Origin of the sequence: Litoribacter ruber, assembly GCF_018449405.1 — a bacterium.
GTDB lineage: Bacteria > Bacteroidota > Bacteroidia > Cytophagales > Cyclobacteriaceae > Litoribacter > Litoribacter ruber.
Genome location: NZ_JAHCMY010000002.1, coordinates 426,178 through 439,274 on the forward strand (window position 1 = coordinate 426,178; position 13,097 = coordinate 439,274).

General features: G+C 45.4%; 13 protein-coding genes. 8 read left to right on the forward strand and 5 right to left on the reverse strand.

Features of this window, described 5'->3' with window-relative positions; genetic code table 11:
* The 7 genes from KI659_RS06450 to KI659_RS06480 all read left to right on the forward strand — a co-directional run bounded on the left by KI659_RS06450 (window position 1) and on the right by KI659_RS06480 (window position 7,779).
* Window positions 1-834, forward strand: coding sequence for a DUF4382 domain-containing protein (locus KI659_RS06450; protein WP_213944539.1), 834 nt, complete (start codon window positions 1-3; stop codon window positions 832-834).
* Window positions 835-934: 100 nt separating this feature from the next.
* Complete coding sequence (locus KI659_RS06455) at window positions 935-1,738, forward strand: DUF4382 domain-containing protein (RefSeq protein WP_213944540.1); 804 nt, start codon at window positions 935-937, stop codon at window positions 1,736-1,738.
* Window positions 1,735-2,760: a bifunctional diaminohydroxyphosphoribosylaminopyrimidine deaminase/5-amino-6-(5-phosphoribosylamino)uracil reductase RibD gene (gene ribD, locus KI659_RS06460; RefSeq protein WP_213944541.1), complete on the forward strand. Its 1,026-nt coding sequence runs from the start codon at window positions 1,735-1,737 to the stop codon at window positions 2,758-2,760. Before KI659_RS06455 ends, ribD begins: the two co-directional genes overlap by 4 nt.
* A 63-nt stretch (window positions 2,761-2,823) precedes the next feature.
* The gene (locus tag KI659_RS06465; RefSeq protein WP_213944542.1) at window positions 2,824-3,306 is read left to right on the forward strand and encodes a GAF domain-containing protein; all 483 of its coding nucleotides are present in this window, start codon (window positions 2,824-2,826) and stop codon (window positions 3,304-3,306) included.
* On the forward strand, window positions 3,306-4,343 hold the full coding sequence (locus KI659_RS06470) for a Gfo/Idh/MocA family oxidoreductase (RefSeq protein ID WP_213944543.1): 1,038 nt from the start codon (window positions 3,306-3,308) through the stop codon (window positions 4,341-4,343). Before KI659_RS06465 ends, KI659_RS06470 begins: the two co-directional genes overlap by 1 nt.
* A gap of 144 nt (window positions 4,344-4,487) precedes the next feature.
* Window positions 4,488-7,268 carry a M16 family metallopeptidase gene (locus KI659_RS06475; RefSeq protein WP_213944544.1) on the forward strand — a complete coding sequence of 927 codons (2,781 nt, stop codon included), beginning with the start codon at window positions 4,488-4,490 and terminating at the stop codon, window positions 7,266-7,268.
* Window positions 7,269-7,356: 88 nt separating this feature from the next.
* Complete coding sequence (locus KI659_RS06480) at window positions 7,357-7,779, forward strand: outer membrane insertion C- signal (protein WP_213944545.1); 423 nt, start codon at window positions 7,357-7,359, stop codon at window positions 7,777-7,779.
* A gap of 46 nt (window positions 7,780-7,825) precedes the next feature.
* On the opposite strand, the gene KI659_RS06485 is transcribed toward KI659_RS06480, so the two are convergent.
* The 5 genes from KI659_RS06485 to KI659_RS06505 form a co-directional block, all read right to left on the reverse strand.
* Window positions 7,826-8,488, reverse strand: a complete 663-nt coding sequence (locus KI659_RS06485) for a phosphatidylserine decarboxylase family protein (RefSeq protein ID WP_213944546.1) — start codon at window positions 8,486-8,488, stop codon at window positions 7,826-7,828.
* Window positions 8,489-8,746: 258 nt separating this feature from the next.
* Complete coding sequence (locus KI659_RS06490) at window positions 8,747-10,024, reverse strand: Glu/Leu/Phe/Val family dehydrogenase (protein WP_213944547.1); 1,278 nt, start codon at window positions 10,022-10,024, stop codon at window positions 8,747-8,749.
* 75 nt (window positions 10,025-10,099) lie between these two features.
* Window positions 10,100-10,939, reverse strand: coding sequence for a phosphatidate cytidylyltransferase (locus KI659_RS06495; RefSeq protein ID WP_213944548.1), 840 nt, complete (start codon window positions 10,937-10,939; stop codon window positions 10,100-10,102).
* On the reverse strand, window positions 10,923-11,129 hold the full coding sequence (locus KI659_RS06500) for a putative signal transducing protein (RefSeq protein WP_213944549.1): 207 nt from the start codon (window positions 11,127-11,129) through the stop codon (window positions 10,923-10,925). Before KI659_RS06500 ends, KI659_RS06495 begins: the two co-directional genes overlap by 17 nt.
* Complete coding sequence (locus tag KI659_RS06505; RefSeq protein ID WP_213944550.1) at window positions 11,098-12,063, reverse strand: CPBP family intramembrane glutamic endopeptidase; 966 nt, start codon at window positions 12,061-12,063, stop codon at window positions 11,098-11,100. The genes KI659_RS06500 and KI659_RS06505 overlap by 32 nt, the downstream gene beginning before the upstream one ends.
* Before the next feature lie 37 nt (window positions 12,064-12,100).
* On the opposite strand from KI659_RS06505, the gene dusB reads away from it, so the two are divergent.
* Entirely contained in the window at window positions 12,101-13,090 is a 990-nt protein-coding gene (dusB, locus tag KI659_RS06510) for a tRNA dihydrouridine synthase DusB (RefSeq protein WP_213944551.1), read from the forward strand.
* The last annotated feature ends 7 nt before the right edge of the window (window positions 13,091-13,097 follow it).

Sequence of the window (13,097 nt, forward strand, 5' to 3'; positions counted from 1 at the left end):
ATGAGTAAAATAAATTTTAAGAGTATGATTTTGGGTTTGGCTGTATTGTTTATGGCTGCCTCATGTGCCCAGGATGAAGACCGATTTAACGGAAACGCCATGTTGAACATTTCCTTAGTGGATGCACCTGCTGATTACGACGAGGTGTGGATTGAGGTCTTAGGCGTGGAAGTATTGCCAAACGGCAGAAATGAAAATGAGGGATCGGCCTGGATTTCTATTCCATATGTGCCTGAGGCCGATGACAGACAGGTGGATTTGTTGACCTTGGTAGGTGATCAGATCCTTTATATTGGTTCGGAAGAGGTACCTGCGGGCAGACTTTCCCAGATCAGGTTGCTTTTAGGAGACAACAATTACATTGTTATTGATGGTGAAAGATATGATTTGACAACACCGAGTGCACAGCAGAGCGGGTTAAAGCTGCAGGTGAACAAAGACCTTCAGGCAGGTATACAATATGATATGATGCTGGATTTTGATGCTGACCGCTCAATCGTGAGGGCTGGCAATTCTGGACAGCATATCCTGAAGCCGGTTATCCGTGTGATTACGGAAGAGTCTGCGACAATTAGAGGTAAAGTATTGCCGGTCGAGGCAAGTGAAGAGCCCGTATTGGTACATGGGATTTTGGATCAGGATACAGTAAGTACTTTCACAGATCAGAATGGTGTATTTATGCTAAGGGGTCTTACCAATGGTGCATATCAGGTAGATATTCATCCACAAACACCATTTGCTTCAAAAATTCTAACTGAAGTAGCTGCAAGCAGAGGCGAGGTGACCGATCTTGGAGAATTGGAGTTGGAGTTGGAAGCAGCGCCAGAAGAATAATGCAAGGAATATTCTAAATCTAAAAACCCGGTTAACTTTAGCCGGGTTTTTTGTGTTGTAGGGGTTCTGGATTTGGCTAAATAAGGAAACCTTCCTAAGTTTGATTATACTATACCTCAGATTTGCAGAGATGAAACTAAAAACTTTAATATCGGCTTTTTTCCTGCCATTTATCCTTGCCAGTTGTGGACAGGATGATGAGCGTGCAGAGGGCTTGATCAACATCAACCTCATCGATGCTCCAGGAGATTTTGACCAAGCCTGGGTAGAAGTGCTGGGCGCTGAAGTGGTCATTAATGGCACTGCCCATTTCGTAGACTATGTTACGGCCAGAAAGATGGTAAATGTGAGCGACTTGGTAAATGGTGTTTCACTGCAGGTAGGGCGCCGTACAGTTCCCGTAGGGCAAATGACTGAGATTACCCTGTTGATGGGCGAGGAGATATACGTGATTCGGAATGGTCAGCGTGTAAATATGCAATTCTTGAATAGCGACTCTAGGAGACTGACTCTTCCTGCGGATTTGACGATTGAAGGTGGGTTGAGCTATGACTACTATATTGATTTGGACATGAGCAGATCTATCACAAGGGCGGCTGCTGAAATATATACATTTGATCCAGTGGGTCGCGCGTTCTTGAGTCGGGGGATGACTGCCATCTCGGGCACTGTATTGCCCTTTCAGGCCGCTCCCTATATTTTTGCGGTTCGGGAAGGAGATACATTAGGTACGGTGACTAATCTCGCCACCGGGCAGTTTCAAATACGTGGTTTGACCCAAGGGGAGTACCAGCTGTTGATTCAGCCTCGAAGCGGGTTTGCTGACACCCTGATCAATTTTCCGGTTTTCATTGACTCCACCAATGCCCTTGGGGAAATCAACCTGAGAGCCATTGCCCCATGATGAAAAATGAGACGTATATGCGGCGGGCATTGGAGCTTGCCGAGCTTGGAAGGGGCTATGTAAGTCCAAACCCTTTGGTGGGTTGTGTAATTGTCTATGAGGATCGCATCATCGGAGAAGGGTATCACATTAAGTATGGCGGACCACATGCGGAAGTAAATGCCATTCGGGATGTAGAGGACCAGCGCTTGCTAACCGAATCAACTGTGTACGTCACCTTGGAGCCCTGCGCCCATTTTGGGAAAACCCCACCCTGTGCCGATCTTCTGGTAGAGAAAAGGGTGAAAAAAGTGGTAATCGCCGCAGTGGATTCCAACCCTTTGGTAGGGGGAAAAGGAATTGAAAAGTTAGAAAAAGCCGGAATCCAAGTGGAATGGGGGCTGTTGGAAAAGCAGGCTAGACAACAAAACAGCAGGTTCTTTACTTTCATGGAGAAAAAGCGGCCCTATATTCTGCTCAAGTGGGCACAGACCCGTGATGGCTTCGTGGCAAGGGCCAATTATGACAGCAAATGGATCAGCAATTCACACAGCCGGCAACAGGTCCATAAGTGGCGGGCTGAGGAACAGGGGATCATGGTCGGCACCAAAACCGCTCACTTTGATAACCCTAGACTAAACGTGAGAGGCTTGCTGGGAAAGAATCCGGTGAGAATCGTGATTGATAAAAAGCTTACATTGGACCCAAACAGCCATTTATTTGACAAAAGTATTCCGACGATTTGCTACAATCACGTGAAGAATGAGGAGATGGAAAACCTTACCTTTGTCAGGCTGGAGGAAGAATTTTCAATGGAGGCTCTGTTTGGGGACCTTTATGATAAAAAGGTTCAGAGCGTTCTCGTGGAAGGGGGCAGTTTTCTGTTGCAAAAACTCATCTCGGCAAACTTATGGGACGAAGCACGTGTTTTCACCGGAAGCCCTACATTTGGCACCGGAATTCCCGCGCCAATTATAGATAAGCCTGCCCAAAAGATTGAGGGTGTTTTTGGAGACAGGCTTGAATATTACTTTAATCATTAGTCGGTCTTCGGCCTTCCGTCTCCATGAGAAGGAAAATGTTGACTAGCATAATTTAAAATTAACATGGCAGAATCATTATATATACCAGAAGCCGCTACAAAGGCTGAGAAGTATGAGGTTATCCTCCCGCAAATCGAAGCATTGGTCGGAGGGGAAGAGGACATCACCGCCAACTTGGCCAATATCAGCGCAGTATTGAGGGAGTCGTTTGGGTTCTTTTGGGTTGGTTTCTATTTAGTAAAAGGTGAGCAACTTGTTTTGGGCCCATTCCAAGGTCCGATTGCCTGTACGCGGATCAATTTTGGAAAAGGCGTATGTGGTGCGGTCTGGAAAGAAGGCAAGACGCAATTGGTGCCTGATGTAGAGGCATTCCCAGGGCACATTGCCTGCAGTTCGGCTTCAAAGTCAGAGATTGTTTTGCCTGCATTTAAGAATGAAAAAGTCGCACTGGTACTTGATATCGACAGCGATAAATTGAATGATTTTGATGAGGAGGATGCTCAGCATTTGGAAAAGCTCATGAGAATTATTGAAAACTTTCTTTAATGGAAAAAATCAAAACTGGACTAGTAGGGTTTGGGTCAGTCGGAGAGGGCATGCATGCTCCTTTGATCCACTGGAATGAAAGCTTGAAGCTTTTCGCTGTGGTAGAGAGGCATCACGAAAAATCCAAGAAAGCCTACCCGCAGGTTACAGTTTTCAAAACGCTGGAGGCCATGCTTGCCTCCGAAGTCGAGCTAGTAGTGATCGTCACGCCCAACCATCTGCATTTTGATCAGGCCAAGGCTGCACTTGAGGCAGATAAGCATGTGGTGGTGGATAAGCCGATGTGCGTCACCTCTGTGGAAGCCAAAGTGTTGAAGGAGCTTGCCGAAAGAAAGGGATTGATCCTCTCAGTTTTTCAAAACAGGAGATGGGATGGGGATTTTTTGACTGTAAAGAAGCTCATGAGCTCAGATCGTTTGGGAAGGGTTGTGCATTTTGAGTCCCATTTCGACAGGTTCAGGCCTAATCCCAAAAACCATTGGAAGGAAAAGGAGCACCCAGGCAGCGGAATGCTTTATGATCTTGGCCCGCATTTGATTGATCAAGCGTTGGGGCTTTTTGGCCGTCCAGATTGGGTGTATGCGGAAATTCTCAAGCAAAGGCCTGATGCTGCCATGGATGATTTTTTTGAGATAAGTATGATGTTTGGCCAGCTCAAGGTGAGACTCACTGCCAGCATTTATGTCAATGCGCCCATTCCCAGGTTTCTTATATTAGGAGAAAAGGGAAGCTACAGCAAATTTGGGTTGGATATCCAAGAAGCGGCACTGAAGGAGGGGAAAATTCCCAATTCTCCTGACTGGGGTGTGGAAGAGGAAAGCGCATATGGAATTTTTCACGGGGAGGTCCTTGAGGAAAGGATTCCCACTATACCCGGTGACTACCGGAAGTTTTATCAAAACATAGCTGAGGCTATCCAAGGTAAGTCCGGTCTGGAGGTGCTTCCAAGCCAAATTGTTGAGGGCTTGCTAATAATTGAAGCCTGTTTGAAAAGTCATGATCTTGGCCGGAGAATTTACGCCCATGAAATTTTTTAACATTTAATGCAATAATTTTTATACGAAGCTTTTTAATTTAATTTTAAAAGGTTAGTTTTAATGGCTTTAACATCAGTTTGCCATACATTTTATGGGTGAGCTGGGTTGAGGTATTGTTTTATTGTATCCCTAAACTGTTTTATAATGAAAAAGCGTTATGCCCTGTTTCTTTGGGTAGGCCTTTCGGGAGCTGTTTATGCTCAACAGACAGCCAGTGTCAGCACTAGCCCGGCCACTACAACCCAGCAAAAGGAATTGCCCTCTCCCAAAAAGATTACCAGCGTGGAAGGCATTACCGAGTATCAACTTGACAATGGCCTTCGGGTCCTGTTGTTTCCGGATGAGTCGAAGCAAACCATCACGGTGAATGTGACCTATTTGGTAGGTTCAAAGCATGAAAATTACGGTGAAACCGGTATGGCCCATTTGCTTGAACACCTGGTGTTCAAAGGCACGCCAAAGCACCCCAACATCCCACAAGAGCTCACCGAAAGAGGAGCAAGACCCAATGGGACCACTTGGACCGACCGCACCAACTATTTTGAAACCTTCAATGCCACCGAGGATAACCTAAGATGGGCTCTTGACCTGGAATCGGATAGGATGGTCAATTCATTCATAGCCAAAGAGGATCTCGAAAGCGAGATGACCGTGGTGAGGAATGAGTTTGAATCAGGAGAAAACAGCCCTTTTAGGGTATTGATGCAGAGAACCATGTCTGCAGCGTATGATTGGCACAACTACGGTAAATCTACCATTGGTGCCAGAGCGGACATTGAAAATGTCGATATTGACAGGCTACAGGCTTTTTACAAAAAGTACTATCAGCCCGACAATGCGGTATTGGTAGTGGCGGGAAAATTTGATGAGGAGAAAACCTTGGCCATGGTGAATGAGTTTTTCGGCCCTATCCCTAGACCTGAGCGTGAGCTTCCCAAAATGTACACCTTTGACCCGGTAAAGGATGGTGAAAGAACGGTAACCGTAAGGAGAGTGGGAGATGTGCAGCTGGTAATGGCTGCTTACCATATCCCGCCTGGCTCTCATGAGGACTATGCTGCTGTGCAGGTGCTCAGCAGGGTACTGGGTGCCAATCCTTCCGGAAGGCTCTACAAATCGTTGGTGGATACTAAAAAGGCTACGTCTGCTAGTTCCTCAAGCTACGAATGGAAGGACCCGGGACTATTGATGGCATTTGCCCAAGTATTGAAGGAGAAAGATCTGGAGGAAGCAAAGGAGGCCATGTTGGCCACTTTTGAAGATCTTTCCACCAATCCACCGACCGAAGACGAGGTTGAAAAGGCCAAAAATGAGATCTTGAAGCAAACTGAATTGATGCTAAACTCTTCTGAGCGAGTAGGCTTGGCATTGAGTGAGGCTATCGGAACTGGAGACTGGAGGTTGTTTTTCCTAAATCGCGACCGGGTGGAAGCCGTTACCGCCGATGACGTGAAGAGAGTAGCTAGCAAATATATGGTGCCGGATAACAGAACTGTTGGCATGTTTATCCCGACTGAGCAGCCTTTGAGAGCAGAGATTCCTGCCGCACCCAACGTGGCGGAGTTAGTGAAAGACTACAAAGGACGTGAATTGGTAGCTGCCGGTGAAAACTTTGACCCTTCACCAGCCAATATCGAGTCTAGAACAGTAAGAACAACGCTTTCCAACGGAATGGAGCTGGCAATGCTGCCAAAGAAGACCAGAGGAGAATCCGTGGAGGCGAGAATGGTCTTCAGATTCGGTGATTTGGAATCTTTGCAGGATAAAGCAACCGTTGCATCATTTGCAGGTGGTCTTTTGAACAAAGGCACATCCAGTCATACCCGTGAGGAAATCAAATCCAGGTTGGATAAATTGAAAGCCAATGTATATGTAGGTGGGGGTGCATCCAGTGCTATTGTTAACATCACTACTACAAGACCGAACCTTCCAGAGGTGATGAAATTGGTGGCTGAAATGCTTCAGGACCCAATTTTCCCTGAAGATGAGTTTGAAAAAGCCAAAGCTGAAAGAATATCCGGCATCGAGTCCCAGAGAAGCGAGCCGCAGGCGGTGGCGTTCAATAGAATGCAGCGTCATACTTCCCCATATGAGAAAAGCGATCCACGCTATGTTGGTACTTTTGATGAGTCGATTGAAGATATCAATGCGGTGAGCTTGGATCAGGTAAAAGAATTCTATAAGAACTTCTATGGTGGTTCAAATGGTACCATGGCAGTGGTGGGTGATTTTGATAAGGATGAAATTGAGTCCTTGACAGAAGAGCTTTTTGCAGACTGGAAAAACCCAGGGAAGTACACCAGAATGGAATCCAGAATGGCGGACGTTAAGCCTTTGAGAGAAAACATGGAAACTCCTGACAAGGCCAATGCTTTCTTTGTGTCTACATACCAGTTTGAAATGGATGATAGCCATGATGATTATGCGGCCTTGGTGTTGGGCAACTATATGCTGGGCGGTGGATTCTTGAACTCCAGATTGGCAACCAGAATCCGTCAGAAAGAAGGATTGAGCTACGGAGTAGGATCCAATTTCAGTGCAGGTACATTGGATCCAATTGCAAACTTCATGGCCTATGCCATTTACGCACCTGAAAATGCGGATAAATTGGAAGCAGCTTATTTTGAAGAGATCCAAAAGGTGGTTACCGAAGGATTCTCTGAGGATGAGGTAAAAGCCGCCAAGTCTGGCTGGTTGCAGTCCAGAACTGTGAGCAGGGCGCAAGACAGCTACCTTTCTTCTGCTTTGAACAACTACCTATATCTAGACAGGAAAATGGAATGGGATGCCGAACTTGAGGAAAAAATCGAAGGGTTAACCGCTGAAGATATAAATGGCGCCATGCAGAGACATCTGAATCCGGATGCCATGCATGTGATCAAAGCCGGTGATTTTGCTAAAGCCAAACAAACAGCTGAAAATTGATTAGAAGTAAAAGGAGACCAAGTTGGTCTCCTTTTATTTTTTTAGGTAAGTTTGTGCCTTACATTCTTTACTATTTATATAAAATACTATGAAGTATACCATTTTAACTATTGCTTTTTGCCTAATTGCGATTGTAGAGTCTCAAGCCCAGATCAGTGCCGGTGTGTACAGGTTTTCTTCCAATACCTTTGCAGCGATTGGGAGTGATCCTGACCGTAAGGTTTTTGGTGAGGCCAGAATAGCCACCGGCAGCCGCATCGGCTTGGAGGGTACGCTAGGTTACAATTTTGTGCAAAGGGAGGAGGTCAATTTCTACAGTGGATTCCATCTTGGGGTAAAAAACAGCAACCGTGATGATTTCTATCTGGGGGTACCTTTTGGATTATTGTTGAAACCCTTTTCGGAAGCGCGAAATTTTGGATTCCTGTTAGAGGCCAGCCCAATTCTCCGTACGGATTCAGGAAGTGGTTCATTTAGAGCCGGAATCGGCATCAAGTATACGTTCAGGTAAAAGTTTTAATAAAAAAGCCCTTTGATAATTTCAAAGGGCTTTTTTATTAGTTTTTTAATTTAGCAATCGGAGTTCTACCTCCTTTGGTGACCTGGTTGAGCTCTACCAATATTTCCGCATCGAGAGGTAAAAATACATCGACTCTTGAGCCAAATTTGATAAAGCCAAACTCGCCGCCTTGCTGAATCGGGTCGCCCTCTTTGACGTACCATTTGATTCTTCTGGCCAAGGCTCCAGCAATCTGTCTGATTAGAAGCTTTTCACCGCTTTCTCTAGTCACTACCATGGTGGTACGCTCGTTTTCAGAGCTGGACTTTGGGTGCCAGGCTACCAAATATTTGCCCGGATGGTATTTGAAATACTCCACAGTTCCTGAGATCGGTGCCCTGTTGATATGGACATTGATGGGGGACATAAAGATCGAAACCTGCTTTCTGCGGTCATGTAGGTATTCCTGCTCCTCCGTTTCTTCGATCACTACTACTTTCCCATCTGCCGGCGCATACACCAGGGTAGGGTCTTCATTGGTGAAGATTTTTGGATTTCTAAAAAATTGGAGAATCAACAAAAACAGGACAATACTGGCTAGTAAGACAACATTGAGCAATGTGTCTTGGCCAGGGAATATTTGATGAAGGGCAACATTGATTCCCGCTAAGATCATCAACATCCAAAACAGTAATTTCTTGCCTTCTTTATGTATAGTCATTTTATTCTGATGTTAACAAAAACCGTTTAGTTTGACAGTTTTTGGTTGGATTCCCTAGATTGCGAAATCCTTGGATAATTATAATAACCCTGCAATTTGTGAATATTTTGCGGTATGTTAAAATAAAAAATTGACCAATATCATTATTTTGCTGAAAATGAGGCCAAAAGATGGGTTCTTATTTGGGATCCCCTTTAAAATAAAATAGGATGCAATCCGAAAACTGCATCCCAAATTTATTTCGATTAAACTACTAGCTTAATAACCACCTCGGAAGGTATATGTTTTGGCAACCTTATCAATGGCTACGATATAGGCAGCGATTCTCATAGGTACATCATATTTCACAGAAGCTTTATAAACATTGTTGAAAGCTTCTTTCATGATTCTGTCAGATCTTCTGTTCACCCGCTCGGCAGTCCATTTGTAACCCAAACGGTTTTGAACCCATTCGAAGTAAGAAACAGTCACACCGCCTGCATTGGCCAAAATATCCGGCACAGCCATGATCCCTTTTTCGTTGATGATATTGTCAGCTCTGGCAGAAGTAGGCCCATTGGCCCCTTCTACGATTAGTTTAGCTTTTATCTTTTCTACGTTTTTGATGGTAATCACGTCTTCCACTGCTGCAGGTACAAGTACGTCTACATCCAGTTCAAGAAGTTCCATTGGGTCTGAAAGTTTTTCAGCGCCGGTAAAGCCTTCAAGGGTTCCGTTATTACTATCTCTGTATGCGATTGCTTCTTGGATATTTATTCCGTTGCTGTTGTGATAAGCGCCGGAGATATCAGAAACGGCAACGATTTTCAAGCCTCTTTCCTCCAAAAGAGTGGAAGCCCAAGAGCCTACGTTGCCGAAACCTTGGACGGCACAGGTAGCTTGGAAAGGGTTGATTTTAAGTTTTTCCATGGCGGCAAGGGCCGAAACCATCACGCCACGCCCGGTGGCTTCGGTTCTACCCAAAGAACCGCCCAATACCAAAGGCTTACCTGTTACCACAGCATTTACTGTAGTGCCATGTGCTTTGGAGTATTCATCCATCAACCAAGCCATTTCTCTTGGCCCAGTACCCATGTCAGGGGCTGGGATATCCTTGTCCGGTCCGAATACGTCAATCATGGATAGGGTATAAGCCCTCATCAATCGTTCGATTTCGCCGGGCGACATTTCCCTAGGGTTACATCTTACACCACCTTTACCCCCACCATAAGGGATATCTACTACTGCACATTTCCACGTCATCCAAGCTGCCAAAGCCCTTACCTCGTCCAAGTGTACGTCTGGGGCGAATCGGATACCACCTTTGGCCGGGCCAAGGATATTGGAGTGAATCACTCGGATGCCTTCGAAGACTTGGATTTTACCATTGTCCATGGTAATGGGGAGGGAGACGATTACTTGTTTGGCGGGATTCTTCAGCACGTTATAGACTTCGTCTGATAGTCCTAACTTTTCTGCTGCAATGTTAAACCTTTCCATCATTGACTCCAAAGGATTTTCTTTATCCTTTATCGGAGCCGGTTCAATGTAAGCCATATTGGGTTCTGGTTTGTTGATAACTGAAATTACTATACAATATTAAGCACTTTTTTATTATCTATAGGGCCAATTTCAAAAGATTTTCAAAAAAGCTGCAATGAACGGAGAGGACAATAATAAGCCGTCAAAACGGTCCATAAATCCCCCATGTCCAGGTAGCTTGTTTCCCGAATCTTTTATGGCAATACTTCTTTTAAACAAAGATTCTATCAAATCCCCATAAGTGCCTGCAATGACAATGATGGCTGTGATGCAGAACCATTGCCACTGTTCTAAAGCAAGAAAGAACCTTGCCAAGATCATGGCTGTGATGAATGCCGCTACGGCGCCGCCCAAACTTCCCTCCCAGCTCTTCTTAGGGGAGACCCTTTCAAAGAGCTTGGTTTTGCCGAATTTTGTCCCAGCAAAATAGGCTCCTGTGTCACTGGCCCACAAAATCAGCAATGCGCCTATGATGATCTCCGCATGGAAGGTGTCGTCTATGGCGAATGCCGACACGGTGAGCAAGCAGAAAGGTATGGCTACATAGAAAATCCCTAAAAATGTATAGGCAATTCCTGTAAATGGTTTCTTGTCGGATTTTCGGTAAAGCTTTACAAAGAATACCAAAGCGACAAGTGGAAAAATAATGAAGTAGTATTTATCGGGCAGGTTTTGCATTTCGACCAAAAAGACGAGAATAAATATGCAAAGACCGATAAAGGTTCCAAAACTCTTGAGCGGAAGCATGCCGTCAAGACCGGAGAGTTTGTAGAATTCCATTTGGCAGAAAGCCAGAATGACTCCAAAGATCAGGAAATAGGTCCATTCGCTGTAAATGGTGCCGGCAATAATGGCTGATGCTCCAATAATGGCTGTGATGACGCGTTGGGCAAGGTTGCTGTAATTGCTAATATTAAAACGTGATCTCATTCTTAATGATGTTAGCTGCTTGGAGAGCATGGTCTCTCGGGACCAGGATCTCGTAATGACCGTGAATATGGTACACGGACTCCTTTTTGTTGACCACCATGGCCATAATGCCGTGCTGCTCTAGCACGCCTTTGATGATTTCTGCCCTTACAGGCGATTCAATGGTGGTGACGGTCTGCCATCTTCCCATGAAAAGGTGAATTGTGGCTTTGATCTATAAATCTTTTAAAACTGAAAAGAAAGATGACCAAGCCGATGATTAGATAATGCCATTCCAGCTGGCTGCTGTCCTCGATATTAAACTCCACCCAGCCTATCTTGCTGAAATAAACCATTGTCACAGTAAAGGCGTTGTTCAGCACGTGAGCGGCTATCGGGTAGATCAGACTGCCGGAATAAAGGTAAAGATAACCAAATAATGCTCCTAAAAGCATTCTGGGGAAAAAACCGCAAAACTGGAAATGAATGGCCGAGAAAATCGCCGCTGTAAGCCAGATGGCCACGTGGGGGTTGCCGGTGTATTGGTGCAGCTTGGGCTGGAGCAACCCACGGAAGAGATACTCTTCGCCCACCCCTGCCAATATGCCGATTACCAGGATCCCCAAAAGAAATTCGCCAACATTGGCAAAATCTGTGAAATATTGAGTCAGGCGCATCATTTCCGCTTCCTGGGTTTGGGCATAAATCTCAAAGCTTTTCATGAAATCCGGAAAGCTAATCTGGGTATTCCAGTAGATTACCAGGGAATTGACGGTGACAAAACTCAGTAGGATGGGGACAATTAATATGGATTGGTTGAACTTTGTGTTCTTCAATTGTTGTTTCCACCGCAGCGTGCCGCGGTCGATAAATTTGATGTAAATCAGGCTGCCGACCAAAAACCCCAGCCCGCTGCCAACGCCTTGCATGAAAAGAAAGGCCAGTCGCGCATTTGGGTGTTCGTAATTGCCGCCAAAGATATAGAGTATATCATCGACGGGAATGCCAAACAGGGGAGGGACCAGAAACAGGGATAAACCCTGCATGATGGCCATGCTGCCAAATATGATCAAAACCAGCAAAACCAGAGATAACAACCAGTTGTGTTTTTTGCCAATTTCGCTTCGGGTTTCGTAAATCTCCATAATTGCGGTAAATTTACACCAAAATTACAAATCAGTAGTGGTTAAAATAGGAAACTTGGAATTAGGGGACTTTCCCCTTTTGCTTGCACCGATGGAAGATGTGAGTGATCCGCCTTTTAGAGCGGTGTGTAAGGAGAATGGTGCGGACCTGATGTATACCGAATTTATCAGCTCGGAAGGGCTGATCCGGGATGCCGCCAAAAGCGTGCAGAAGCTGGATATATTTGAGTACGAAAGGCCAATCGGGATTCAGATTTTCGGAAACGAAATTGAATCCATGAGGGAAGCTGCCGCAATTGCCGAAGCGGCTGGTCCCGATATTCTGGATATCAATTATGGCTGTCCGGTAAACAAAGTAGCCTGTAAGGGGGCCGGTGCCGGGATTTTGCTGGATATCGATAAGATGGTTTCCATGACCGCTGAGATTGTGAAAAGCGTCAAAATTCCCGTGACGGTGAAAACCCGCCTAGGCTGGGATGAAAACACCATCCGTATCGTGGAGGTGGCCGAAAGGCTTCAGGATGTTGGCATCCAGGCCATCAGTATCCATGCGCGTACCAGGAAGCAAATGTACAAAGGGACTGCCGACTGGTCCTATTTGAATCAAGTGAAAGCCAATCCGAGACTTCATATTCCGGTTTTTGGAAATGGGGACATTGACTCTCCAGAGAAGGCGGCAGAGTACCGTCAAAAGTATGATGTAGATGGCATGATGATCGGAAGGGCTTCCATAGGCTACCCTTGGATTTTTGATGAGATCAAGCATTATTTCAAAACAGGGGAGCATCTGCCTGCCCCGGATCTGGATGAAAGAATCGCAGTGACCAAAAAGCATCTTGATTTTTCCGTAAAATGGAAAGGGGAGAAACTTGGGATATTGGAAATGAGAAGGCACTATACCAATTATTTTAGAGGTATGCCCAATTTCAAGCCGTTCCGAACCGAAATGGTGACAGCGGAGTCGTATGACCATGTTTGCTCGATCTTGGATCAGGTAGGCGAGGTATATGCCGATTATCAATTTTAATTTTAGT

Excerpts from the sequence above, each read along its gene's own strand:
- KI659_RS06450 (WP_213944539.1), top strand. The coding sequence starts at position 1 with ATGAGTAAAATAAATTTTAAGAGTATGATTTTGGGTTTGGCTGTATTG.
- ribD (WP_213944541.1), top strand. The coding sequence starts at position 1,735 with ATGATGAAAAATGAGACGTATATGCGGCGGGCATTGGAGCTTGCCGAG.
- KI659_RS06465 (WP_213944542.1), top strand. The coding sequence starts at position 2,824 with ATGGCAGAATCATTATATATACCAGAAGCCGCTACAAAGGCTGAGAAG.
- KI659_RS06470 (WP_213944543.1), top strand. The coding sequence starts at position 3,306 with ATGGAAAAAATCAAAACTGGACTAGTAGGGTTTGGGTCAGTCGGAGAG.
- KI659_RS06475 (WP_213944544.1), top strand. The coding sequence starts at position 4,488 with ATGAAAAAGCGTTATGCCCTGTTTCTTTGGGTAGGCCTTTCGGGAGCT.
- KI659_RS06480 (WP_213944545.1), top strand. The coding sequence starts at position 7,357 with ATGAAGTATACCATTTTAACTATTGCTTTTTGCCTAATTGCGATTGTA.
- KI659_RS06485 (WP_213944546.1), bottom strand. The coding sequence starts at position 8,488 with ATGACTATACATAAAGAAGGCAAGAAATTACTGTTTTGGATGTTGATG.
- KI659_RS06490 (WP_213944547.1), bottom strand. The coding sequence starts at position 10,024 with ATGGCTTACATTGAACCGGCTCCGATAAAGGATAAAGAAAATCCTTTG.
- KI659_RS06495 (WP_213944548.1), bottom strand. The coding sequence starts at position 10,939 with ATGAGATCACGTTTTAATATTAGCAATTACAGCAACCTTGCCCAACGC.
- KI659_RS06500 (WP_213944549.1), bottom strand. The coding sequence starts at position 11,129 with ATGGGAAGATGGCAGACCGTCACCACCATTGAATCGCCTGTAAGGGCA.
- KI659_RS06505 (WP_213944550.1), bottom strand. The coding sequence starts at position 12,063 with ATGGAGATTTACGAAACCCGAAGCGAAATTGGCAAAAAACACAACTGG.